Consider the following 23957-nt stretch of genomic DNA (forward strand, 5'->3'; position numbering starts at 1 on the left):
GCGTGACGTAGTTCATGCAGTGCAGGTGGGGAGCGGGCGGAGCGGGTTTCGGATCGAGTGAAACAGACCTACTGTTACGCGCTGCCGTTGAAAAGGCTGGTGACGGAGCCGTTTTCGAAGACCTCGCGGATGGTGCGGGCGAGCAGCGGTGCGATCGAGAGTTCGGTCAGCGTGTCGAAGCGCTTCTCGTCGCTGATCGGCAGGGTGTTGGTGACGACGACTTCCTTGGCGCCGCAGTTGGCGAGGCGCTCGGCGGCCGGGTTGGACAGCACGCCGTGGGTTGCGGCGATGACGACGTCACCGGCTCCGGCTTCCTTGAGTACCTTGACTGCGCCTGCGATGGTGCCGCCGGTGTCGATCATGTCGTCGATGAGGATGCAGGTGCGGCCTTCGACCTCGCCGACGACGCGGTTGGACTTGACCTGGTTGGGCACCAGGGGATCACGCGTCTTGTGGATGAAGGCGAGCGGTGCGCCGCCGAACGAGTCGGCCCACTTCTCGGCGACGCGCACGCGGCCGGAGTCGGGGGAGACGACGGTGATGTGTTCGAGGCTGTACTTGCCGCGGATGTGATCGGCGAGCTGGCTGTGTGCATGCATGTGGTCGACGGGACCGTCGAAGAAGCCCTGGATCTGGTCGGTGTGCAGATCGACGGTGATGATGCGGTCGGCACCGGCGGTCTTGAGCAGATCGGCGACGAGGCGAGCGGAGATCGGCTCGCGGCCGCGGTGCTTCTTGTCCTGGCGTGCGTACGGGTAGAACGGCAGGATCGCGGTGATGCGCTTGGCGGATCCACGCTTGAGTGCGTCGATCATGATGAGCTGTTCCATCAGCCAGGTGTTCAGCGGGAACGGGTGCGACTGCAGAACGAATGCGTCCGATCCGCGGACCGACTCCTCGAAGCGCACGAAGATCTCGCCGTTGGCGAAGTCACGTGCCGTCTGCGGGGTGACGTCGATTCCGAGTTCCTTGGCGACCTGCTCGGCCAACTCCGGATGTGCTCGGCCAGAGAACAACATGAGGTTCTTCTGGTTGTCGATCCAATTAGGGGTGGTCACTGCTTTTCGCCGTCCTTTAGTTCTTGCCGAGCACGATCTGCGCGCGCCGCTGCCTGTGCAGCTTCGGTTCCGGGCCTGTTGTGAACGACCCAGCCTTCGATATTGCGTTGCTTGCCACCGGACACGGCCAGTGCGCCGGGAGGAACATCGTCCCGAACCACTGTTCCTGCACCGGTGTAAGCGCCGTCGCCCACGTGCACAGGGGCGACGAACGTCGAGTCGGATCCTGTGCGTACGTGGGATCCGATTTCCGTGCGGCTCTTGTTGACGCCGTCGTAGTTGGCGAAGACGTTGGAGCAGCCGATGTTGCTGTGCTCCCCGATCGTGGCGTCGCCGACGTAGGTGAGGTGCGGGACCTTGGTGTGGTTGCCGATCGTCGCGTTCTTCGTCTCCACGTAGGCACCGAGCTTGCCGCCCGTGCCGAGGACGGTCCCGGGGCGCAGGTAGGTGAACGGCCCGACCGTCGCATCCGGTCCGATGACGGCCTGCTCGGCGTGGGTACGGACGACCGACGCGCGCTCGCCGATCTCGACGTCCCGCAGCGTCGAGTCGGGACCGACGACCGCGTCGTCGGCGATGTGCGTCTTGCCGTGTAGTTGAACGCCGGGTTCGATGCGTACGTCCGCGCCGAGGGTGACGTCGATGTCGATCCAGGTGGTCGCGGGATCGACGACGGTCACGCCTGCGCGCATGTGCCGTTCGATGATGTGGCGGTTGAGCACGGACGTGACGTGCGCCAGCTGAACGCGATCGTTGACGCCCACCACCAGGTCCGGATCGGCGAGCTGGGTGCCGTAGACGGCCTTGCCGTCGGCCTTGCTGATCTTGACGACGTCGGTCAGGTACAGCTCGTGCTGCGCATTGGCGGTGCTGAGCTTGCCCAATGCCGTGCGCAGAGCGACCGCGTCGAATGCGTAGACGCCGGAGTTGACCTCACCGATGAGGACCTGAGCGGGGGTGGCGTCGGCATGTTCGACGATCTCGGCCACCTCGCCGTCGTTCGTACGCACGATGCGGCCGTAGCCGTTGGCGTCCTCGGGGAGGAAGGTCAGTACCGTCGCCGCCGCTGGGCGGGGAGCGCTCAGGTGCTCGTCGAGCAGAGCTTTGAGGGTATGGCCGTCGAGCAGCGGGACGTCGGCGGCAGTGACGAGGACGGTGCCCTCGAAGTCGTCCGGTAGCGCCGCGAGGCCGCACTGGACGGCGTGCCCGGTACCGAGCTGTCGGTCCTGCACTGCGGTGTGGATGGTGCGGCCGAACGTGGCGGCCAGATCGTGAACTGCGGCGCTCACCCGTTCGCGATCGTGGCCGACGACGGTGACCAGGTGGTCCGGGCCCAGATCGGCGGCGGCGTGCAGCGCGTGGGCGAGCATGGTGCGCCCGGCCAGGGGATGCAGAACTTTCGGAGTCTTGGACCGCATTCGGGTACCTGCACCCGCAGCGAGAACGACCACGGCGGTCTGCACAGGCATTGAGCTCCTCGGGGCGATGACGCGAAACGGGCATGCACGAATGGTCTTGCTCGCTCCGCCGCCAGGACTCGAACCTGAACTATCTGAACCAAAATCAGAGGTGCTGCCATTACACCACGGCGGATAATCGACCAGCGGTGGCAGCAGTGGCCGACGAATCGAACGACGCCTTCGTTAGCCGCTGCGCTCCCACTGAGCGCACCGATCCTCGCATGAGAGGTGGCGGTGAGTCGAACCGCGACGCATAACAGACCACTCGCGTCGTTCCGGCGCGGCCCCTGCGACAGGAAAAACGGATGGATCGGGCATCGTTAGTCTGTAAGTAGGCGTCGATTCGACGTCCGCATTGCCCACGGTCGGTGACGGAAGCGGTTTTCGATGACAGGCGCAGCCTCCGAGCAGGAACGCACACCTCGTGTCCGCATGACGGGGACGCAGAGACGCGAGCAGTTGATCGAGGTGGGGCGCACGCTGTTCGCCGAGCGTGGGTACGAGGCGGCGTCGGTGGAGGAGATCGCCGGACGCGCGAACGTGTCCAAACCGGTGGTCTACGAACACTTCGGGGGCAAGGAAGGCCTCTATGCCGTCATCGTGGATCGCGAGATGTCGACACTGCTGGGCATGATCACCAGTTCTCTCGAACTCAACCGGTCGCGTATTCGGGTCGAACGAGTCGCGCTCGCCCTGCTGACGTACATCGAGGAGCGCACCGACGGATTCCGCATTCTGGTCCGTGATTCGCCGGCATCGGCCGAGGACGGCAAGTACTCATCTCTCCTCAACGAGGCCGTGGGACGCGTCGGACACATGCTCGCGGGGGATTTCTCCCGGCGCGGTCTGGATCCGGAATTCGCGCCGATGTATGCGCAGGCGTTGGTCGGCATGGTGTCGATGACGGCCCAGTGGTGGCTCGACGTGCGAACGCCGCCCAAGGAAGTGGTTGCGGCCCACGTGGTGAACCTGTGCTGGAACGGGCTGACGAATCTGGAGGCGGACCCTCGACTGACCGAGGAATGACAACTCTGTTTCGGCTCTCACCGAGTAAAAAAGGGGGTATCGTCCCCTTTGTCGGGCGGGAGGGCCGCAACACATCAGGGGCGATTGTCATCCGGACCGATGCATGTTGGCGTCAAACGTAAAGCTGCTCAGTGGTACCGTTCGGGCGTAATTTGCGCAGTGGAAGTTCAATCGCAGAGGCGGATCCTATGGTCAGGCAGGCTCGCGCTGAGATCACTCGCGACACCGTGCTTGCAGGCGCAGCGAATGTCTTCCTGCGCCTCGGGTACGCGAACGCAAGCCTCAGTGAAATCATCTCTCAGTCCCAGGTCACCAAGGGCGCGTTGTACTTCCATTTCGGCTCGAAGGAAGAACTCGCACGTGCCGTCATCGACGAGGGCAATGCGCGTCTGAGCACGGCTTGCATGCAGTTCAACGACGGGCGCATCCCGGCCCTGGAAGCTGCGATCGGGATCTCCTACATCGTCGTCGACCTCTCCGTCACCGACCCGATGGTGTCGGCGATGCTGCGTCTGAGCCATCAGATCGGTGATTATCGCGGCACCGAGGGCAACGTCATGGCCGGCTGGAGCGTCGCGTTCGACAAGCTCGCCGCCAAGGCCATCGCACAGGGTGACATCGACCCCAGTTCGGATCCGAGCACCATCGGTTCGCTCGTGCTGGAAATCCTCACCGGCGTTCACATGGTCGCCGTCGCCACCTCCACCACCGAGGAACTGCCCTCGCGCATGGAGCGACTCTGGTACTACCTGCTCCCCGCGCTGGTGCCGACCAACAAGTTGGACTACTTCCGCGAATTCGCGGCCCGTCGCGTCATTCGCTTCGGTCCGTAGTTCGGGCCCCCAGTCCCAGGCTCTGATTTCGAGGCTCTGATTCTCGGGCTCGGTCCTGGTTCGACGGCATCTCCCGCGTGTCACGGTGTCGGTGCGCTCCCATAGACTCGACGGGACTGTGCGTGCGCAGCCATCGCCTCGACTCGTTCAGGAGCATTGCTGTTGTCTTCCGATTCCCTGCCTGCCATGACCACGTCCGGGCCGGCCCCGATCGTTCCCGACGCGGCGCTTCACCTTTCGGGGCTCGCCAGTGTCGCGTTGACGGATGCGTCGATGGTCGCGGTCGCCGACGCGATCGGAACGGCCGAGCACACGTTGATCGGGCCGCACTCGGTGCGCCCGTTCGTGGCCGCCGCAATCGCGCAGCGCACCCAACTTTTGATCGTCACCGCGACGGGACGCGAAGCCGACGACCTGACGAGTGAACTCACCCAGATTCTCGGTGACGGCGTCGCCATGTTCCCGTCGTGGGAGACGCTGCCGCACGAACGGCTCTCCCCGAGCGCCGATACCGTGGGCAAGCGGCTCGATGTGCTCCGTCGTCTCGCCCGCCCCGGTGACAGCGACTACGGCGATCCGCTGCGTGTCATCGTCACTACCGTTCGCTCGCTGGTGCAGCCGATGGCCCCGGGTCTCGGCGAGATCGAACCCGTCACGCTCAAAGTCGGTCTCGATCTGGACTTCGACGGGCTGATCCATCGCCTCGTCGAATTCGGCTACCTGCGCGTCGACATGGTGGGCAAGCGCGGCGAATTCGCCGTCCGCGGCGGCATTCTCGACCTGTTCTCGCCGACGGCCGATCATCCGGTCCGCGTCGAATTCTGGGGCGACGAGATCACCGAGCTCCGCGCATTCGCGGTCTCCGATCAGCGATCGCTCCCCGATCACGAGGTCGATCTCGTCATCGCGCCGCCGTGTCGAGAATTGCTTCTCACGCAGGAGGTTCGCGATCGCGCGGCCGTGCTCGCCGCCGACAATGCCGGTGACACCGCGTTGGTCGAGATGCTGGACAAGCTGTCGGCCGGAGTCCCGGTGGAGGGCATGGAGGCGCTGCTGCCGCTGCTGCAACCCGGCGAGTTGCAACTGCTCGCCGACACACTGCCCGCCGGAACCCACGTCCTGCTCTGCGATCCCGAGCGAATCCGAACTCGCGCAACCGATTTGGTCCGCACCGGACAGGAATTCCTAGAAGCGTCCTGGACTGCGGCATCCATCGGTGGAGCCGCGCCACTGGATACGTCCACCCTCGATACGTCCAGCCTCGAGGGGGCCTCGCTCGATCTCGGTGCCTCCGCGTACCGCTCGCTGCGGCAGGTACGCGAGTCGGCCCAGGTGCACGGCCGGCCGTGGTGGACCATCAGCCCCTTGGCGTCGGGCAACGGCGAAGAAGTGGAGCTCGCCGTCGATCCGGTGCCCGAGGTGCGAGGTTCCGAGGAAGCGTTGACGGCGCTGTACGCCACCCTGCGAGCCCACATCGCCACCGGTGGACGGGCCGTCATCTGCGTGGCCGGAGCCGGTACCGCCAAGCGCATCATCGAACGCCTCGCCGAGGCCGAAGTTCCTGCCGCACATCTCGATTCCGGTGCCGTCCCGGTTCCGGACGTCGTCAACGTCCTGTGCGGATCTTTGCACGACGGTCTGGTGTTTCCCGACGCAAAGCTCGTGGTCGTCACCGAGAGCGATCTCACCGGTAACCGTGTCGCGGCGGCGGGGGAGGGGCGCAAGCTACCGGCCAAGCGTCGCAATCAGGTCGATCCGCTGGCTCTCGTCGCCGGCGACAGCGTCGTGCACGACCAGCACGGCATCGGCCGGTTCGTCGAGATGGTCGAGCGCACCATCGGCGGCGCCAGGCGCGAATACCTCGTCGTCGAATACGCGCCGAGCAAGCGCGGTCATCCCGGCGACCGACTGTTCGTGCCGATGGATTCACTCGATCAACTCTCGCGCTACGTCGGCGGCGAACTGCCGACACTGAGCAAGCTCGGCGGGTCCGACTGGGCGAACACCAAACGCAAGGCGCGCAAGGCGGTTCGCGAGATCGCCGGCGAACTCGTGCAGCTGTATGCCGCTCGTCAGGCGGCTCCGGGACACGCCTTCGGGGCCGACACTCCGTGGCAGCGCGAGATGGAAGATGCGTTCGGGTTCACCGAGACGGTCGATCAGATGACGGCCATCACCGAGGTCAAGGCCGACATGGAGAAGGCCGTACCGATGGACCGCGTCATCCTGGGCGACGTGGGTTACGGCAAGACCGAGATCGCTGTGCGTGCCGCGTTCAAGGCAGTTCAGGACGGCAAGCAGGTGGCCGTCCTGGTCCCGACAACCCTTCTCGCTCAACAGCATCTGCAGACGTTCACCGCGCGGATGGCGTCGTTCCCGGTGACGGTCAAAGGGCTCTCGCGCTTCACCCACGGTGCGGACTCGAAGGAAGTGATGGCCGGATTGGCCGACGGCACCGTCGACATCGTCGTCGGCACGCACAGGTTGCTGCAGACCGGTGTCGCCTGGAAGGACCTCGGCCTGGTCATCGTCGACGAGGAGCAGCGTTTCGGCGTCGAGCACAAGGAGCACATCAAGTCGCTCCGTACTCACGTCGACGTGCTGACGATGTCGGCCACCCCGATTCCGCGAACGCTGGAGATGAGCCTGGCGGGCATTCGCGAGATGTCGACCATCCTCACCCCGCCCGAGGAGCGGCATCCGGTGCTGACCTACGTCGGTGCCTACAACGACAAGCAGGTTGCCGCCGCCATTCGGCGCGAATTGCTGCGCGACGGCCAGGTGTTCTTCGTGCACAACCGAGTGAGCTCGATCGACAAGGCCGCCAAGAAGATTCGGGATCTCGTCCCCGAGGCGCGAGTGGCGACCGCACACGGTCAGATGAACGAGGAAACGCTCGAACGCACCGTGCAGGGTTTCTGGCAACGCGAGACCGACGTGCTGGTGTGCACCACCATCATCGAGACCGGTCTCGATATCTCCAACGCCAACACGCTGATCGTCGAACGCTCCGATTCGCTCGGCCTGTCCCAGCTGCATCAGCTGCGCGGTCGAGTGGGTCGTAGCCGCGAACGCGGGTACGCGTACTTCCTGTACCCGCCGGAGAAGCCGCTCACCGAAACCGCCTACGACCGTTTGGCGACCATCTCGCAGAACTCCGACCTCGGAGCCGGTATGGCCGTGGCGATGAAGGACCTCGAAATTCGTGGTGCCGGAAACGTTCTGGGAGCCGAGCAGTCGGGCCACGTCGCCGGCGTCGGATTCGATCTGTACGTGCGGCTCGTCGGTGAAGCGGTCGAGGCCTACCGCGCTGCCGCCGACGGTAAGCCGATCACGACGGACGAGGCACCCAAGGAAGTGCGTATCGACCTTCCCGTCGACGCGAACATCCCGCCGGATTACGTCACCAGCGACCGGCTCCGGCTCGAGGGTTACCGGAAACTCGCCGCCGCGGCCGACTCCGAAGGCATCGACGCCGTCATCGACGAACTCGTCGATCGCTACGGCCCGCTACCCGAGGAGGTCGGACGCCTGGTCTCCATCGCCAAGCTGCGCCTGATCGCCAAGGAATACGGCCTGACCGACGTCAATGTGGCCGGGACACAGGTGAAATTGGCTCCGATGGACCTGCCCGATTCCAAGCAGATCAGGCTCAAGCGCCTCTACCCGAGCGCGACGTATCGTGCGACCACCGGAGTGGTGCAGTTGCCGTTGCCCCGCGTCGAAGGCGGCGGTGTCGGAGCGGCGCGCGTCCGCGATGTCGAATTGGTGCAGTTCATCGCCGATCTCATCCTATCCTTGGACGGGAAGCCATCTCGGTCCGTCCTGTTGGAGCAAACTGTGGGGGTGTAGCGGTGACGATCGTTCTGCTCGACCCTGTTCGTCCTACCCAGGTACCGGTGGACGCCGTCGAATTTCTCGGTGGCGCAGTGCAGTTCACCGAAGAGGTTCCGGTGAAGGTGCGCTGGTTGTTCTCCGGCACCGCCGCGCCCGACGACGTCGATGCCGTGTTGGTGAGCACCGACCGGACCAATCCCGATGTACAGAACCGGATCGCCCGCGGCGAACGCGTCGTCGCGGCTGAGAAGCTTCCGGGCGACGACGTCATCGCGGCGGTCCAGCTGATGGACCGTTTGCGTAGCGTCGGCGGCTGGGAAGCTCAGCAGACGCACGAGTCGCTGCGCGGCTATCTTCTGGAAGAGACCTACGAGCTGCTCGACGCGATCGCCGCCGGCAACTTGGTCGACCTCCGTGAAGAGCTGGGAGACCTGTTGTTACAGGTGCTCTTTCACTCCCGGATCGCTCAGGACGCCGCCGAGGACCCCTTCGACGTCGATGACGTTGCCGCAGGTCTGGTGCGGAAGTTGACACACCGCAGCCCGCATCTGAGCCGAACCGACACCGGACCGATCGACATCGTCGAGCAGGAGCGGATGTGGGAGGAGAAGAAGGCGTCGGAAAAAGCCAGGGGCTCCTGCCTGGACGGCATCGCGATGTCTCAGCCGTCACTTGCATTGGCGCAGAAGGTAATCGGACGCGCCAGCAAAGCAGGATTGCCCGACGAGCTCGTTCCGGACGGTCTACGGGTCGTCCACATCGGCGTCGACCATTCGAACGGCGGAGACAGTGCCGAGGACGCATTACGGCGTCGAGTACTCGATTTCGCGGCGTTGATCCGTAATGCCGAGGCATCGGCCCGCAATGCGGGCGTCACGCCGGGAGAGATGAGTGCGTTGGATTGGATCGAACACTGGGGTCTACGGGGCTGACCGGGACGCTGTCTGCTTCCAGGCACGCGAGGACAGCAATCGCATCCCGTTCAAAGCGACGATGACCGTGGAGCTTTCGTGACCGGCCACGCCGATCGGTAGCGGAAGGGTACCGATCAGATCCCAGGCGACCAACACCACGATGAACGTCGCCGCAATCGCCAGGTTCGCGACCACGATGCGGTGAGCCCGCCGCGAAAGCGCGATGACGGACGCCAGGGCCCCGAGGTCGTCGCGGATCAGGACGGCATCGGCGGTGTCGAGCGCGAGATCGGATCCTCGACGTCCCATGGCGACACCGATGTCGGCCGTGGCCATCGCCGGCGCGTCGTTGACGCCGTCGCCGACCAACAGCACTCGCCGCGGGGTCTCGCCGTCAGTACGTTCGTTCTGCAGTTGTGTGACGGCCTCGGCCTTGTCCTGGGGCAGCAGCCCCGCGCGTACGTCGACAATTCCGGCGCGCGCTGCCACTGCTCGAGCGACGCGGTCGTTGTCGCCGGTGAGGAGCACCGCTCGGGTGCCGACCAGTTCTTCGAGACCTGCGACCGTGGTGTCGGCTTCGGCGCGAACGATGTCGACGAGTCCGATCACGGCGATCGCTTCTCCGTCGAGGTGCACGATCACCGCCGTCATGCCCTCGGCTTCTCGAAGGGCGGCGGTGCGCTCGGCCGGGGCGTTCGTGTTGTGCTGTGCGGCTTCGGGTTTCGTGACCGTGACGATGCGGCTGTCGACCGTTGCCGTGACTCCCATGCCGGGTGTCGAATCGAAGTGCGTTGCGGTCGGTATCGACACACCTCTAGCCTTCGCGAATTCGACGACGGCAGTCCCGATGGGGTGCTCACTCCCGTTCTCCGCTGCAGCTGCCAGGCGGAGTACCTCGTGCTCGGTGAACTCACCCAGCGCGTCGATGCGTTCGACTCGCGGTGTTCCCTCGGTCAGGGTTCCCGTCTTGTCGAAGGCGACCGTGTCGATGGAGCGCAGCTGTTCCATCGCTACGGCAGACTTGACCAGCACGCCGTTTCTGCCCGCGGTGGCCATCGCTGCGAGTAGGGGCGGCATGGTCGCCAGGACCACCGCGCACGGCGAGGCGACGATCATGAACGTCATCGCCCTCAGCAACGACGATTCGAGGTCGTTGCCGAGCAGCATCGGCACCGCGAATATCGCTGCGGTACAGAGCACGACGGTCTTCGAGTAGTACTGCTCGACTTTCTCGATGAACAGTTGCTTCTCGGCCTTGGTCTCGGACGCATGCTCGACCATGGTGACGATGCGCGCGATGATCGTGTCGGACGGGTCGACGTCGATCCTGATCCGTAGTGCGCCGGTGCCGTTCATGGTCCCGGCGAACACCTCGTCGCCCACGGATTTCGAGACGGGTACCGATTCCCCCGTGATCGAGGCCTGATTGATGTCGGATGCACCGTCGACGATGGTGCCTTCACCCGAAATGCGTTCGCCGGGGCGCACTGTCACGATGTCGCCCGGGCGCAGGTCGGATGCATCGACTGTTCGTTCGTGGCCGGGGGCGTCGAGCACGGTCGCGGTCTCGGGTGCCAAATCCAGCAAGCTCCGGATCGAATCGGCGGTGCGTCTGGTGAGCACCGCTTCGAGGGCACCGGACGTGGCGAAGATGACGATCAGCAGTGCGCCGTCGAAGATCTGCCCGATCGCGGCGGCACCGAGTGCGGCGACGATCATCAGCAGGTCGACGTCGAGCGTTCGATCCCGCAGCGCCCGGAGTCCTTCCAGCGCAGGCTCCCACCCACCGGTGGCGTAGCAGGCGAGGTAGAGCGCCCAGTACGTCCATGTCGGCGCGTCGATCAACTGCGCGAGAAGTCCGAGGGCGAACAGTGCCGTCGCGGCCAGCGCCCATCTCACTTCGGCGATGTCGACGAGACGGGTGCGGCTTGCGCCGGCTGGATGTCGCACGTCGGCCGGTGCAGGGGCGGTGCTGGTGGAAGTCATGCGGGCCTTCGTTCCGTCGGACAGTGCGAACATCACCGTACAGGATTACATGAAGACCTTTACATGTGTACATAAACTATAGTTGTCGCATGGGACATGGAGTCGAGGGACGCAGCACGCCACCTGCGCAGCTCGATGCCGAATCTGCCGCCACGGTGGCCGCGACCCTCCAGGCTCTGGCCACGCCGAGCCGACTGCGCATTCTGACGCAGCTACGGCAGGGGCCGAGCGGGGTCAACGATTTGGCCGACGCAGTGGAAATGGAACAGTCGGCGGTATCTCATCAGCTCCGGTTGTTGCGCGCCATGGGACTGGTCACCGGGACTCGCTCGGGCCGAAGCGTCATCTATCGCCTGTACGACAACCACGTCGCGATGCTGCTCGACGAGGCCGTCTATCACATCGAGCACCTCGGAATGTCGGCATCGGATTTCCCCTCCGACGCCGACTCCGCCTGAGTTGTTCTCACTCGCCCAATACTCGCGCTGGGGGTATTCCTCGTCCCTCGGGTTGGGATCAATGTGGGTTTCAGTCGGTCAGAGTGCAACAAAGGCGCATTGATCCGGCCCGGCTACCTACGCCAGAACAGGTGATGAGTCATACCGCTGCTACTCGGGACAACTTCGTGCTCGAATCTGTCGTTCAATTCGTCGGGTGAATCCCACAGCTTCAAGCCCGTGCCGAATTCGATGGGTGTGACGGCGATGTGCATGGTGTCGACCAGATCGGCGTCGAGGAATTCGCGGATGCTGGTGACGCCACCGCCGAGTCGCACGTCCTTCCCGTCGGCCGCCTCCTTCGCCTGTTTCAGTACGTCGGCGGGATCGCCGTCGACGAAGTGAAAAGTGGTGTCGGAGAGTGTGATCGACGGCCGTTCGTGGTGGGTGAGCACGAAGACGGGCGTGTGGAACGGCGGCTCGTCACCCCACCAGCCCTGCCACTCGTGATCGGCCCAGGGTCCGCGTTGTGGCCCGAACTTGTGTCGGCCCATGATCTCGGCACCGATGTTGCGGGCGAAGTCGCGGGCGAAGTAGTCGTCGAGTCCGCGGCTACCGCTCGAACCGGCGTTTCCAGGAAAACTGGCGGTGGCGAAGTACCACCTCATCAGTGCCAGATGGTCGAGACCGAACGGGCTCTCGAGGCTCTGGTCCTCGCCCGCAGCAATCCCGTCGCTCGAGACGGTGAAATTCTGTACCCGAACCAGCTGACCCATATGTGCTCCCGATGTCGATGACGAAAACATACGACGATGTAGACCGAACCGCGTGCACGAACTCACCGCCCGGACGGGGTGGGGCCGGCGAAGAATCACTCGAACAGCGTCGAACCCCAGTACTCGGATTCTCCGACGCCGGGTGGGCACGCGAATACCGCAGACCCCACATGTTGGATGTATTCGTTCAGTGCGTCCTTGCGAGACAGGGCCAACTGCATCGGGACGAATTGGGTCAGTGGGTCTCGGCAGTACGCGATGAAGAACAGACCTGCGTCGAGGTGGCCGAAGCCGTCCGATCCGTCGGTGAAGTTGTATCCCCGACGCAGGATCTGGACGCCGCCGAGGTTTTCCTTCGACGCCAGACGCACGTGTGCGGTCTTGTCGATGAAGGTGCCCTCGGGTCCCTGTGACTCGAAGTCGAGTGCGTCGAACTCGTCCTTCTGGCCGAGCGGTGCGCCGGTTCCCTTGCTGCGTCCGATCACTCGCTCTTGTTCTTTCAGAGTGGTGCGGTCCCACGATTCGATGAGCATCCGGATGCGGCGGGCGACGAGGTAGGAGCCGCCTGCCATCCATTCCTGATCGTCGTCAGGGGCAACCCAGACGTTGTCGTCCAGCAGAGACGGGTCCTCGGCCTTGAGGTTGGCGGTCCCGTCCTTGAAGCCGAACAGGTTTCGCGGGGTGTCCTGGGTGGTCGAGGTGGACGAGGTGCGTCCGAAGCCCAGCTGAGACCACTTGACCGACACCGTGCCGAACCCGACGCGGGCGAGGTTGCGAATGGCGTGCACGGCAACCTGCGGGTCGTCGGCGCAGGCCTGGATGCACAGGTCTCCGCCGGAGCGGCGGGGGTCGAGGTTGTCGGCCGGGAAGTGCTGCAGATCGGCAAGCGACGCAGGCTTTTTCGACGCCAGATCGAATCGGTCGAACAGCGCCGGACCGAACCCGATCGTCAGCGTCAGCGACGATGACGTCAGGCCGAGAGCCTCGCCGGTGTCCGTGGGCGGGTTGTACTGGCCGCCGTCGACAGCTCCGCCGTCGAACGTCTCCTCGCCATGCACCAACCGCTCGGCCATCAGCGTCCACTTCTTCAGCAGCGCAACGAAATCCTCGCGAGAGTCGGTGGTGACGTCGAACGCGACGAAGTGCATGCGGTCCTGCGCCGGGGTGACGATGCCGGCCTGATGGTCGCCGCGGAACTCGACGACGTCCGACGTCGGCACCTCGGCTCCCGAGGCCGTCGCGTGTCCCGCGATGGCCCCGACTCCGACGAGTGCAGCCCCGGTCCCGACGGCACCGAACAGGCGCCGCCGGGAGAACTGTCCAGTCTTACTGTCCGGCAACGACACCCTGCACCTGGCTCACTTCGGCGGACAGTGCGTCGATCTTGTTCGACAGTTCCTGTCGCTGCGGTTCGGTCACGGTGTCGTAGAAGACGAAGCCGTCGCCGCTGCGGTACTTGGCGAGTTCGGCGTCGAGTTCTGCGAAGCGGGCGTCGATCGCGGTGCCCAGTTCGGCGTTGCGCTCGTCGAGGATCGGACGCACGGCCGCGATGGCTGCCTGCGAGCCGTCGACGTTGGCCTGGAAGTCCCACAGGTCGGTGTGCGAGAAGAAGTCCTCTTCACCGCTGATCTTGGTCTTGGCGACCTCGTCGAGCAATCCCTGTGCGCCACCGGCGACCTGGACGGGGTCGATGGTGAAGTCGTCGGCCTTGATCTTGTTTGCAAGTTCGGTGATGTCGGCCTCGAGCTGATCGGCCATCGCGTTGGTGTCGGGCTGCAGTCCCTGCGTCCACAGGTCCTTCTCGATACGGTGGAAGCCGGTCCACTCCGCGCCGGGCTCGACGTCGGGCTCGCGCAGGTCGATGCGCGGATCGAGATCGTCCGGGAAGCTCTCGGCAACCGGCTCGATGCGCTCGTAATAGCTACGCGCGATGGGGAACTGGGCCTTGGCTGCGGCAACGTCGCCGCTCTTGACCGCGGTGACGAACGACGTCGTGGTCTCCTGCAACGCGTCGATCTGACTGACGACGTAGCGCTTGTAGCCCGCAGCCGCCTCGGTGAGCAAGCCGTCCTCGTCCGTCTGGCGAACCGAATCGCCGGTCACGACGTAATCGGCCCGGACGCCGTCGCCCACCATGCCTGCCTTGCAGGCGGTTTGGTACGTGCCGGGGTCGGGCAGAGCGACGATGAGCTGACGCGTCAGACCCGGTCCGATGTTCTCGACCTCGCCCATGACGCGGTCGCCCTCGCCGTAGACGTAGAACTCGGTGACCTTGCTGCCGTTGTTGGTGATCTGGAACGTGGAGTTTCCGGTGGTGCCTTCGGATGCACCGACGTCGCAGGACGAGTCGGTGGCCGTGACGGCGATATCGCCCGACGCGGCCTCGGTCGAGGACTTCTCGGTGCATCCGGCCAGGGCCATCGGTAGAACCGCGACCGCGGCCAGAGCGTAGGTGGTACGACGCATGGTGGTGCCTTTCAGGAGTTCTGAAGTACAGGCTCGGGAGCCGCGGGAACGCGGACCGGGCGGAGGAAGAAGAACAACACGACGACGATGTACAGCACCCATGCGATCGCTTGGAAGACAGTGGGTTCGGGGCGGAAGTTGAAGATCCCGGCGAGCACGGTGCCGTACCAGCTCGAGGCATCGAAGTGTGCGGTGATGTCGAAGGCGACAGCACTGCCACCGGGCAGAACTCCGCCGATCTGCAGGGCGCGAATGCCGTAGGCCAGGATTCCGGCGGCGACCACGATGAGGAAGATGCCGGTGTACTTGAAGAACACGGCAAAGTTGATGCGCACCGCGCCGAAGTACAGGAACACCGTCAGTACTGCGGCGACGACGATGCCCAGTAGAAGTCCGAGCAGTGGCCACAGGCTGCCGTTGGTGTTCTCGGCGTACCCGACCATGAGCAGTGCCGTCTCGACGCCCTCACGGCCGACGGCGAAGAACGAGAGCGTCAGCACTGCAGCAGGCCCGACGGTGAGTGCTTTCTCCATGTTCGCCCGCAGCTCGCCGGAGATGTTCTTGGCGGCGGTACGCATCCACAGGACCATGGCCGTGACGATGACGACGGCGACCAGCGAGGCCGCTCCCGCGATGATCTCGGCCGTCAGTCCGGTGACGGTGGACGTGCCGTAGTGGATCACGAAGAAGATCGCCGCCACCATCGCGACGGCCAGGCCGACTCCCAGCCACACCCACTTGAGGGCGTCGCGTCGGTTCGCCTTGACGAGGAACGCCACGAGAATCATCACCACGATGCCGGTCTCGAGACCCTCGCGAAGACCGATCAGACCGCTGCCGAACATCTGGGTAGCGATCGACGGCGCAGATCCTGCGGCAGCCAGTACGGACACGGATGGTGCTCCTGTTGTGCGTCGAACATTGGTACGCCTTGCCTCGCGAAGGGTAGGCGACCCTCATGCGTGAAGGTTGACAGAAACATACACCCTGCAACCTGGTCCTTATGCACGTTGTACTGGGGTTTTATCGGCCTTTAGCTTTCTATTACCTTCCGTGTGCAGGATGGTGAGGTGATCTCACGAATCTGCGTGCTCGCCACCGCATCGGTACTCCTTGCGCTCACCGCATGTGGCAGCAGCGAGCCGAAGCGTGAGATTCCCGAGGGCATTCCGCCCGGCCCGGGCACGGAGGTGCCGATCATCGACTTCAATGCGCCCGGCCGAACGGCCGATCTGCTCATTGCCTGGGCAGAGCCGCAGACCGATGCGCTCGGTATCTCGGTGACCGCACTCGCGTCGTACGGGCACGCTGCCGCGATCATGGCCGAGACCGACGCGGACTGCGGCATCGCCTGGACGACACTGGCCGGGATCGGGTACATCGAGAGTCGGCACGGCACCTACCAGGGGTCGGCGGTGCAGCCCGACGGACTCGTCGCACCGCCGATTCGCGGAATCCCACTCGACGGCGGCCCGGGCGTCGCCGAGATCCCGGACACCGACGGCGGATCGATGGACGGCGATGCCGAGTTCGATCGTGCGATGGGACCCATGCAGTTCATCCCCGAGACGTGGAAGAAATGGGGTGTCGACGCCAACGGCGACGGCATCGCAGATCCTGACAATATCGACGACGCCGCTCTGACGGCGGCGCGTTATCTCTGCGCGCGCGGCGGTGATCTGCGGACGGCGCAGGGGTGGGAGAGCGCGTTGATGGCGTACAACCTGTCGGGCCAGTACCTGCGCGACGTGCGAGATCGAGCGGCCGCGTACTCGGTGGGCACCAGGCCGTAGAAGTCCGTGCATCGCGGGCACTGCCGCGGGAGTGGAGCCTGCGGAACGACCCAGCCAGAGCGGAGCGGCTAGTCTTGCACCCGGCACAGTCCGCCGGTCCCCGTTACTAGGAGAAGCATTCGTGGCCATCATTGAGCAGGTCGGAGCTCGCGAGATCCTCGATTCCCGTGGCAACCCCACGGTTGAGGTCGAGGTCGCATTGGACGACGGGACGTTGACCCGTGCAGCCGTTCCCTCCGGCGCATCCACCGGTGAGCACGAGGCCGTCGAGCTTCGTGACGGCGGAGACCGCTACGGCGGCCAGGGCGTCGAGAAGGCCGTCAACGCGGTGCTCGACGAGATTGCACCCGCCGTCATCGGCCTCGACGCCATCGAGCAGCGCACCGTCGACCAGGCCCTCCTCGACCTCGACGGCACTCCCGACAAGTCCCGCCTCGGCGCGAACTCCCTGCTGGGTGTTTCGCTCGCCGTCGCCAAGGCTGCTGCGGAGTCCACCGGACTCGAGCTCTTCCGCTACCTCGGTGGCCCGAACGCCCACATCCTGCCGGTGCCGATGATGAACATCATCAACGGTGGCGCGCACGCAGACAGCGGCGTCGACGTGCAGGAATTCATGATTGCGCCGATCGGTGCGGCCACGTTCAAGGAGTCGCTGCGCTGGGGTGCCGAGGTCTACCACGCACTCAAGGCAGTGCTCAAGGCCAAGGGCCTGTCCACCGGCCTCGGCGACGAGGGCGGCTTCGCTCCCGATCTCGCCGGAACCAAGGCAGCTCTCGACCTGATCCTCGAGGCCATCGGCAAGACCGGTCTGAAGCCCGGCCAGGATGTCGCGCTCGCCCTCGACGTGGCGGCCACCGAGTTCTACACCGCGGGCACCGGCTACGCCTTCGAGCGTGAGACCAAGTCCGCCGAGCAGATGTCGGCCTTCTACGGCGAGCTCGTCGACGCCTACCCGCTGGTATCCATCGAGGATCCGCTCGACGAGAACGACTGGGACGGCTGGGTCGCACTCACCGAATCGATCGGCGACAAGGTTCAGCTCGTCGGCGATGACCTGTTCGTCACCAACCCCGAGCGTCTCGAAGACGGCATCGTCAAGGGTGCGGCCAACGCACTGCTGGTCAAGGTCAACCAGATCGGCACGCTGACCGAGACCCTCGATGCAGTGGATCTGGCCCACCGCAACGGCTACAAGACGATGATGAGCCACCGTTCCGGCGAAACCGAGGACACCACCATCGCTGACCTGGCAGTTGCCGTCGGCAGCGGGCAGATCAAGACCGGTGCCCCCGCCCGAAGCGAGCGCGTCGCCAAGTACAACCAGTTGCTGCGAATCGAAGAAGCTCTGGGTGACGCGGCGCGTTACGCAGGCGAGCTGGCTTTCCCCCGGTTCAATTACGAGGGCTGAGTCAACCGATACGTATGCACGAAGTGGAGAGTGAATGATGGCACGACGCGGAAGGTCCGGGACCAGTCCAGGTGGACGGGATCCCCGACCCCGCGGCCGTCCTTCCTCTCCGAATCGCTCGAAGCCGACCGGGGGTGCGTCTCGCGACGAGACCGCCTCCGGCCGGCCGGCCACTCCACCGGAGCCGTCCGATCAGGCGCGTGACGCGGTGGTGGGTGGCAAAGCTGCTCCGAGGCGCGTCGGTGTTCGTAGGCCCAAGATGCCCGAGCGCACGTTCTTCGGGCTGTCCACCGGCCGCGCAGTCATTCTCGGTGTCGTGGTGTGCGCGTTGGCACTGACGCTGGCCGTGCCGCTCAGGACCTACTTCTCGCAGCGCGGTGAGCTCGAGTCCGTGCTGGCCGAGCGTCAGACCCTGCAGGACGAGGTCGATGCGCTCGAGACCCAGAAATCTCAGCTGAACGAACCGTCCCGCATCGCCGCCGATGCTCGCGAGCGGCTGCGGTTCGTCATGCCGGGGGAGACGCCGTATCAGGTGCAGCTCCCCGGCGACTACTCGCCGAGCTCCAAGGATCTCGAGGTGGACAACACCCCGACCGGGCCGTGGTACACCGACCTGTGGAACACCGCGGTGCAGCCGCAGGGATCGGACGAGCCGTCGGAGCCCACGTCCGCGCCCATGCCCGTCGTACAGCCAGAACCCGCTCCGGCCCCGCCGGTGCCAGAACCAGAAGGGGGACCCGTCGGGTGAATTCCTCGGCAGTCTCGCAGGAAGATCTCGATGCGGTCGCATCGCAGCTCGGACGTGAACCGCGTGGCGTACTCGAAATCGCGTATCGATCTCCGGACGGCAGGCCGGGTGTGGTGAAAACTGCCCCGAAGTTGCCCGACGGCACTCCGTTTCCCACCCTGTACTACCTGACCGACCCGCGATTGACGGCGGAAGCCAGTCGGCAGGAATCGGCCGGAGTCATGCGTGAGATGACCGAACGCTTGGGCACAGACCCGGAATTGGCTGCCGCCTATTTGCGTGCACACGAGTCGTACCTGGCTGAGCGCAACGAAATCGAGCCTCTCGGAACGGATTTCACCGGCGGCGGTATGCCCGACCGCGTCAAGTGCCTGCACGTGTTGATCGCGCATTCGTTGGCCAAGGGGCCAGGAGTCAATCCGCTCGGCGACGAGTCGGTGGCATTGGCAGCCGAGAACTCGTTGCGCGGCAAAGCTATTCCGGCCGATTGGCCGACCATCGAAGAACTACGTGCGGAGAAATCATGACCAGGGTTGCAGCAATCGATTGCGGCACCAACTCCATCCGCCTGCTCGTCGCAGACAACAACGGTAAGACCCTCGCCGACGTCGCTCGTGAGATGCGGGTCGTGCGCTTGGGGCAAGGCGTCGACGCGACCGGAGCCTTCGTGCCCGAGGCCATCGAGCGCACCCGTGTTGCATTGGTGGAGTACGCGGAGATCATCCGCAAGACCGGGGCCACCGCGGTGCGCATGGTCGCCACCTCCGCCACCCGTGATGCGTCGAATCGCGAGGATTTCTTCTCGATGGTGCGTGAGGTACTCGGCAAGGTCATTCCCGGTGCCGAGGCCGAGGTGATTACCGGAGACGAAGAGGCACGGCTGTCCTTTGCCGGTGCGGTCGGTGAACTCGATTCTGCCGCAGGGCCTTTCCTGGTCGTCGATCTGGGCGGCGGTTCCACCGAGCTCGTACTGGGCGACGCCAAAGGTGTGAAGGCGGCGTTCTCGGCCAACATCGGCTGCGTCCGTCTGACCGAACGATTCCTGCATTCGGACCCTCCCACCGCAGACGAGATCAACGGTGCGCGTGAGTACGCCCGCGAGAAGTTGGCGGAGGCATTCGAGGACGTCTCGATCGGCGACGCGTCGAGCTGGGTGGGTGTGGCCGGCACAATGACGACCATCGCGGCCATCGCCAAGGAACTACCAGAGTACGACGCCGACGCAGTGCACTTGTCCCGTGTGCCCTTCTCGGAGTTGTTCGCGGTATGCGAGGACCTGATCGGCATGACCCACACGCAGCGAAGTGCGTTGGGGCCCATGCATCCCGGACGGGTCGACGTCATCGGCGGCGGAGCGATCGTGTGCAGCGTGCTGGCCGAAGAGTTCGAGCGACGCGGGGCTGTCAGCTCGTTGACGGTCAGTGAGCACGACATCCTCGACGGCATCGCGATGTCGATCAAGATCTGATCTGCAATTCTGCAGACCCGTTCTGCGGCGATGTAGGTTGCATCGCTTCGTGTTTCGGTGAAGCCTGATAGGCGCTGTGGCTCACGTCACTGCTCCCGACGAGGCTAGGACCACCGATGACGACACCCGCCCAGCAGGCCCCGGCCGAGAAAGGTCTGGCGCGCGTAGCGCAAGCGCTCGCCAAGGGAACCGAGAAATGGTTTCCCGACGCGTACATCTTCGCCCTCGTCGGCGTGGTGGTCGTTGCTGTTGCTGCCTTCGCCAACGGGTCGTCTCCGCAGAATGTGGTCGACGCATTCGGAAACGGTTTCTGGGACCTGACGGCCTTCACGCTGCAGATGGCAATGGTCGTTCTCACCGGCTACGTGGTGGCAACCTCTCCACCGGTCGCCAGATTGATCACCCGATTGGCGCAGGTGCCCAAGAGTTCCAGTAGCGCAGTCAGTTTCGTTTCGCTGCTGTCCTGTTCGGTCTCGTTCCTCAACTGGGGTCTGAGTCTGGTGTTCGCCGGTCTGTTGGCCCGTGCCATCGCGCGGCGTGACGATTTGCGGACGGACTACCGAGCGCTGGGCGCTGCGGCGTTCATGGGCCTCGGAGCGGTGTGGGCCTTGGGTATGTCATCCTCGGCCGCTCAGTTGCAAGCGACCGCCAAATCGCTTCCGCCGACACTCCTTTCGATAACCGGTGTCCTGGACTTCGGTACCACCATCTTCACGTGGCAGTCGCTGCTGATGTGCGTCATCATCATCGTGTTGACGGTCGTCATCGCGCACGTGTCGGCACCGAAGGGCGCAGCAATCAAAACTGCCGCGGACATGGAGGTCGATCTCGACGACACCGTCACCGAACCGGCACCGCGCAGCAGGCCGGGGGAGTGGCTCGAGTACAGCCGCATACTGCCGCTGTTCGCCGGAGCGATGACTCTGGGATGGCTTGTCTCTCAACTGTTGACACTGCCGATTCTGTCCGTGGTCAGCAGTCTCAACGGATACCTGCTGGTGTTTCTGATGCTCGGACTCGTCCTGCACGGCACGCCGCGCCGATTCCTCGATTCGGTCAGTAAGGCAGTCCCCGCCACCGCAGGCATCTTAGTGCAGTTTCCGCTGTACGCCGCGATGGCGGCCATGCTGACCAAGGCGGAGGGCAGGGGAGGCGTCACGATCTCCGAGCATCTCGCGAATTTCTTCACCGACATCGGCAGCGGTGGCGGATTCGCCGTGGTCATCGCGATCTACACCGTCGTCTTGGGATTGTTCGTGCCCTCCGGTGGTGGCAAATGGCTCGTCGAAGCGCCGTACGTGATGCAGTCGGCCACCGATGTGCAGATGAACCTGGGCTGGACCGTCCAGATCTACAACGTCGCCGAAGCGCTGCCGAACCTGATCAACCCGTTCTTCATGCTGCCGCTGCTGGCCGTTCTTGGACTTCGAGCACGAGACTTGATCGGGTTCACGTTCCTGCAGTTCATCTTCCACTTCCCGGTGGTCCTGCTGCTCGTGTGGCTCCTCGGCATGACCTTCGACTTCGTGCCGCCGGTCATCCCGGCGCAATAGCAGCCCGATATGATCGTCACCGCCGGAGCGCGACTCCAGCGGTGGCCCCTATAGCCCAATTGGCAGAGGCAGCGGACTTAAAATCCGCACAGTGTCGGTTCGAGTCCGACTGGGGGCACTCTGTTTCGGCAGGTCAGAGCGTTATGGCGCTTCAATCATGGTTCGAACACGCACTTCGGTGTCACAGAATGTCACAACTCGAATTAACTGCTCTGGATCGGCGCTCGAACACGCCAACGAATCCACATGGATTCGCCCGGACCAACCGCCCAATGTGAGTTCCCCGAGCGACCGTAGAACATTGCTGATGGAGCCCTCCGCAGGGCAGAAGAAACGGCGCTACTCGAAGCTGCTTGCCGCTTCCATCAAGGCCTCTTCCTGAGAGTGTGCGTAGACGCTCAGGGTGAAGGCGGCCGAGGCGTGCCCGAGCCAGGCTGCAATGACAGCAATGGGAATTCCTTGCCGGTGCATGAGAGTCGCGCACGTATGGCGCGCGTCATGAAGGCGCACGTGCTTGAGGCCGGCCGACTCGAGGATCTTCTTCCACCTGAACGTCAGTAGATTCGGGTGCACCGGAAGTCCAGTCGGAAGGCGCACTACATAATCTGAGTCCTGGTAGTGCTCGCCGAGCGTCAATTTCTCCTGGGCCTGTTGCGCTTTCGCTGCCTTCAGTGCGGCGGCAAGGGGTTTGGTAAGTGGCAGCGTGCGCCGAGACTTCTTCGTCTTCGGTGGTCCTTCGATTATCGTGCTGCCTACCGCGATGCGGGTGTTCGTGATCTTGAGCTTCGACTTGGTCAAGTCCACGTCCGACCAGCGCAGGCCTGCGATCTCGCCCCTTCTCAATCCGTGCATCGCCAATTGCCATGCCTGGGGCAAGGGCTCGCGGCCAACATGGGCGAGGAGTTTAGCCGCCTCGGTCCTGGACAGTGTGTCCATCTCGCGAGCCTCGGACGGCAACCGGTCGACCATCGCAGCAACGTTTCGAACGATGTTGCCCTGTCTCATCTGGTCTTGGAGAACCGAAGACAGGAGTCCGAGCATGTAGTTGACAGTGCGCGCCGACCATGGTTTGTGTGGGCGGCCCTGTGGTGTCGGCAGGCCACCCGCTCGCAATGCCTTGACCAAGGACTCGATGTGGGGCTTGGTGAGCTTTTGAATGGGAATTTGCCCGAGCTCTGAGACGACCGGGCGAAGGTTCGTTCGATGACCGTGAAGGGAAGACGGCTTGAGCGAGTGCTTCGAGGTCAGCCAATACTCGATCGCCAATTCCACGGTCAACTCCGACGTATGCACGTAGAGCCCGTCGTTGACCGAGTTCAGTGTGGCGGCCAGCGCGGTCCTGGCCTCTTGCTCGGTTTTGTACCGTCGGCGAGTCTGTGATCGCTTAGACACAGTCCTAGGTACTCCGTCTGCGTCCACCTCCACGGCCGTACGGGTGCCCGTATCGACGGCGACTTGATAACGAATCAGTGGTTTGTGTGACTTCCTGTCGCGGACGGTGATCTTCCGAATCTGAGGTGGTAGCTGGTTTCTAGCCATCGCGGTCCTCGTCTCCCATGCTCATGCCCAGATCCGTCATGCGCCGAAACAGGTCCTCCGAACGTTTGCGTGCATCTTCGTACAGGTACTGCATCGACTCGATGTGCTCAGCTGATTCGTTCTTGGAAAGGCCGTTTCGGAGCTGCACCCGGGCGCGCCGCATCGCCTGCAATGCATCGAGCCATTCACGAGTGATCCCAACGCGATCGTTCTTCGGGTCGAAGGTGTCACGTACCCACATCTCGAAAGGAGCGTCGGAGTCCTCCTCGGTCCACTCGGAGCTCGGCCGCATCAGCCCGGCCTCCCCGCTGAACCAGCGGAGAGCATCGTGAGACTCCTGCTGCAGCCCTGGGAGTACCTCGACTGTCCCCTTGGGGAGGTCTGGATAGACCAGTTGCGCTGGTGAGACTCCGAGCGCCGCAGCCAAAACCAGGAGTTCCGAGACGTCCAAGCTCTTCTTGCGTCCGGTCTCCAAGTCCGCGACTACAGATCGCGAGATCCCCCACCCGAAGTCAACCGTCCTGTCGGCAAGCTTTGCTGCGGACAGAGCGGAGTGGTCTTTACCCCGGAGTCGGCGCACTTCCGAGGCGACCCGGGCAACGATCGTTTCCGCCCACGACTGCGTCATGGTTACGCAGTCTAGCGGAGATTGGCT

At 64.3% G+C, this 23957-nt stretch carries 20 protein-coding genes and 2 tRNA genes; 12 read left to right on the forward strand and 10 right to left on the reverse strand.

All coding sequences use genetic code 11. The features are described from left to right. Positions 1–74: 74 nt before the first annotated feature. From CH285_RS03750 to CH285_RS03760, 3 genes are all read right to left on the reverse strand, one after another. Positions 75–1058, reverse strand: a complete 984-nt coding sequence (locus CH285_RS03750; protein ID WP_027496100.1) for a ribose-phosphate diphosphokinase — start codon at positions 1056–1058, stop codon at positions 75–77. After that, positions 1055–2527 (reverse strand): bifunctional UDP-N-acetylglucosamine diphosphorylase/glucosamine-1-phosphate N-acetyltransferase GlmU, encoded by a 1473-nt coding sequence (gene glmU / locus CH285_RS03755; RefSeq protein WP_027496101.1) that lies wholly within the window; start codon positions 2525–2527, stop codon positions 1055–1057. The genes CH285_RS03750 and glmU overlap by 4 nt, the downstream gene beginning before the upstream one ends. A gap of 53 nt (positions 2528–2580) precedes the next feature. After that, a tRNA-Gln gene (locus tag CH285_RS03760) sits at positions 2581–2651 on the reverse strand. A gap of 254 nt (positions 2652–2905) precedes the next feature. On the opposite strand from CH285_RS03760, the gene CH285_RS03765 reads away from it, so the two are divergent. From CH285_RS03765 to CH285_RS03780, 4 genes are all read left to right on the forward strand, one after another. Then, positions 2906–3544: a TetR/AcrR family transcriptional regulator gene (locus tag CH285_RS03765; RefSeq protein ID WP_032364106.1), complete on the forward strand. Its 639-nt coding sequence runs from the start codon at positions 2906–2908 to the stop codon at positions 3542–3544. Positions 3545–3732: 188 nt separating this feature from the next. Further along, entirely contained in the window at positions 3733–4377 is a 645-nt protein-coding gene (locus CH285_RS03770) for a ScbR family autoregulator-binding transcription factor (RefSeq protein WP_027496103.1), read from the forward strand. Positions 4378–4563: 186 nt separating this feature from the next. After that, positions 4564–8229 (forward strand): transcription-repair coupling factor, encoded by a 3666-nt coding sequence (gene mfd / locus CH285_RS03775; protein WP_094644523.1) that lies wholly within the window; start codon positions 4564–4566, stop codon positions 8227–8229. 2 nt (positions 8230–8231) lie between these two features. Next, positions 8232–9146 (forward strand): MazG family protein, encoded by a 915-nt coding sequence (locus tag CH285_RS03780; RefSeq protein WP_027496105.1) that lies wholly within the window; start codon positions 8232–8234, stop codon positions 9144–9146. On the opposite strand, the gene CH285_RS03785 is transcribed toward CH285_RS03780, so the two are convergent. Then, positions 9135–11114, reverse strand: coding sequence for a heavy metal translocating P-type ATPase (locus CH285_RS03785; protein ID WP_094644617.1), 1980 nt, complete (start codon positions 11112–11114; stop codon positions 9135–9137). The two genes, CH285_RS03780 and CH285_RS03785, sit on opposite strands and share 12 nt — an antisense overlap. Positions 11115–11203: 89 nt before the next feature. Here CH285_RS03785 and CH285_RS03790 point away from each other — a divergent pair, with 89 nt between their 5' ends. Beyond that, positions 11204–11572 carry an ArsR/SmtB family transcription factor gene (locus tag CH285_RS03790; protein WP_027496107.1) on the forward strand — a complete coding sequence of 123 codons (369 nt, stop codon included), beginning with the start codon at positions 11204–11206 and terminating at the stop codon, positions 11570–11572. A 113-nt stretch (positions 11573–11685) separates the two neighbouring features. On the opposite strand, the gene CH285_RS03795 is transcribed toward CH285_RS03790, so the two are convergent. The 4 genes from CH285_RS03795 to efeU all read right to left on the reverse strand — a co-directional run bounded on the left by CH285_RS03795 (position 11686) and on the right by efeU (position 15686). Beyond that, the gene (locus tag CH285_RS03795) at positions 11686–12327 is read right to left on the reverse strand and encodes a dihydrofolate reductase family protein (RefSeq protein ID WP_032371202.1); all 642 of its coding nucleotides are present in this window, start codon (positions 12325–12327) and stop codon (positions 11686–11688) included. Positions 12328–12422: 95 nt separating this feature from the next. Then, on the reverse strand, positions 12423–13673 hold the full coding sequence (efeB, locus tag CH285_RS03800) for an iron uptake transporter deferrochelatase/peroxidase subunit (protein ID WP_080729342.1): 1251 nt from the start codon (positions 13671–13673) through the stop codon (positions 12423–12425). Further along, on the reverse strand, positions 13654–14793 hold the full coding sequence (efeO, locus tag CH285_RS03805) for an iron uptake system protein EfeO (protein ID WP_032371201.1): 1140 nt from the start codon (positions 14791–14793) through the stop codon (positions 13654–13656). Before efeO ends, efeB begins: the two co-directional genes overlap by 20 nt. A gap of 11 nt (positions 14794–14804) precedes the next feature. After that, positions 14805–15686 (reverse strand): iron uptake transporter permease EfeU, encoded by an 882-nt coding sequence (gene efeU, locus CH285_RS03810; protein ID WP_032371200.1) that lies wholly within the window; start codon positions 15684–15686, stop codon positions 14805–14807. Between the two features lie 189 nt (positions 15687–15875). Between efeU and CH285_RS03815 the strand changes: the two genes are divergently transcribed. The 7 genes from CH285_RS03815 (at position 15876) to CH285_RS03845 (ending at position 21881) form a co-directional block, all read left to right on the forward strand. Further along, positions 15876–16586, forward strand: coding sequence for a lytic transglycosylase domain-containing protein (locus CH285_RS03815; RefSeq protein WP_052068956.1), 711 nt, complete (start codon positions 15876–15878; stop codon positions 16584–16586). Between the two features lie 121 nt (positions 16587–16707). After that, positions 16708–17994, forward strand: coding sequence for a phosphopyruvate hydratase (eno, locus tag CH285_RS03820; protein ID WP_094644524.1), 1287 nt, complete (start codon positions 16708–16710; stop codon positions 17992–17994). A gap of 259 nt (positions 17995–18253) precedes the next feature. Continuing rightward, positions 18254–18742 carry an FtsB family cell division protein gene (locus tag CH285_RS03825; protein WP_027496114.1) on the forward strand — a complete coding sequence of 163 codons (489 nt, stop codon included), beginning with the start codon at positions 18254–18256 and terminating at the stop codon, positions 18740–18742. Next, the gene (locus CH285_RS03830) at positions 18739–19269 is read left to right on the forward strand and encodes a DUF501 domain-containing protein (protein WP_094644525.1); all 531 of its coding nucleotides are present in this window, start codon (positions 18739–18741) and stop codon (positions 19267–19269) included. The genes CH285_RS03825 and CH285_RS03830 overlap by 4 nt, the downstream gene beginning before the upstream one ends. After that, positions 19266–20210: a Ppx/GppA phosphatase family protein gene (locus CH285_RS03835; RefSeq protein ID WP_032371197.1), complete on the forward strand. Its 945-nt coding sequence runs from the start codon at positions 19266–19268 to the stop codon at positions 20208–20210. The genes CH285_RS03830 and CH285_RS03835 overlap by 4 nt, the downstream gene beginning before the upstream one ends. 116 nt (positions 20211–20326) lie before the next feature. After that, entirely contained in the window at positions 20327–21763 is a 1437-nt protein-coding gene (locus CH285_RS03840; protein ID WP_032371196.1) for a short-chain fatty acid transporter, read from the forward strand. A gap of 44 nt (positions 21764–21807) precedes the next feature. Then, a tRNA-Leu gene (locus tag CH285_RS03845) sits at positions 21808–21881 on the forward strand. 221 nt (positions 21882–22102) lie between these two features. Here the strand turns inward: CH285_RS03845 and CH285_RS03850 are convergent. Together CH285_RS03850 and CH285_RS03855 are read right to left on the reverse strand one after the other, a co-directional pair. After that, complete coding sequence (locus CH285_RS03850; protein WP_255032385.1) at positions 22103–23035, reverse strand: tyrosine-type recombinase/integrase; 933 nt, start codon at positions 23033–23035, stop codon at positions 22103–22105. Positions 23036–23294: 259 nt separating this feature from the next. Beyond that, positions 23295–23930 carry a helix-turn-helix domain-containing protein gene (locus CH285_RS03855; protein ID WP_032371194.1) on the reverse strand — a complete coding sequence of 212 codons (636 nt, stop codon included), beginning with the start codon at positions 23928–23930 and terminating at the stop codon, positions 23295–23297. Positions 23931–23957: the final 27 nt, after the last annotated feature.

The sequence above is a fragment of the Rhodococcus sp. 05-2256-B1 genome (assembly GCF_002258465.1).
GTDB lineage: Bacteria > Actinomycetota > Actinomycetes > Mycobacteriales > Mycobacteriaceae > Rhodococcoides > Rhodococcoides fascians.

Bases quoted from the DNA above. Each gene is read 5' to 3' on its own strand.
- CH285_RS03785 (WP_094644617.1), bottom strand. From the start codon at position 11,114: ATGACTTCCACCAGCACCGCCCCTGCACCGGCCGACGTGCGACATCCA.
- CH285_RS03770 (WP_027496103.1), top strand. From the start codon at position 3,733: ATGGTCAGGCAGGCTCGCGCTGAGATCACTCGCGACACCGTGCTTGCA.
- mfd (WP_094644523.1), top strand. From the start codon at position 4,564: ATGACCACGTCCGGGCCGGCCCCGATCGTTCCCGACGCGGCGCTTCAC.
- CH285_RS03835 (WP_032371197.1), top strand. From the start codon at position 19,266: ATGACCAGGGTTGCAGCAATCGATTGCGGCACCAACTCCATCCGCCTG.
- glmU (WP_027496101.1), bottom strand. From the start codon at position 2,527: ATGCCTGTGCAGACCGCCGTGGTCGTTCTCGCTGCGGGTGCAGGTACC.
- CH285_RS03765 (WP_032364106.1), top strand. From the start codon at position 2,906: ATGACAGGCGCAGCCTCCGAGCAGGAACGCACACCTCGTGTCCGCATG.
- efeO (WP_032371201.1), bottom strand. From the start codon at position 14,793: ATGCGTCGTACCACCTACGCTCTGGCCGCGGTCGCGGTTCTACCGATG.
- CH285_RS03795 (WP_032371202.1), bottom strand. From the start codon at position 12,327: ATGGGTCAGCTGGTTCGGGTACAGAATTTCACCGTCTCGAGCGACGGG.
- CH285_RS03855 (WP_032371194.1), bottom strand. From the start codon at position 23,930: ATGACGCAGTCGTGGGCGGAAACGATCGTTGCCCGGGTCGCCTCGGAA.
- CH285_RS03840 (WP_032371196.1), top strand. From the start codon at position 20,327: ATGACGACACCCGCCCAGCAGGCCCCGGCCGAGAAAGGTCTGGCGCGC.
- CH285_RS03790 (WP_027496107.1), top strand. From the start codon at position 11,204: ATGGGACATGGAGTCGAGGGACGCAGCACGCCACCTGCGCAGCTCGAT.
- CH285_RS03825 (WP_027496114.1), top strand. From the start codon at position 18,254: ATGCCCGAGCGCACGTTCTTCGGGCTGTCCACCGGCCGCGCAGTCATT.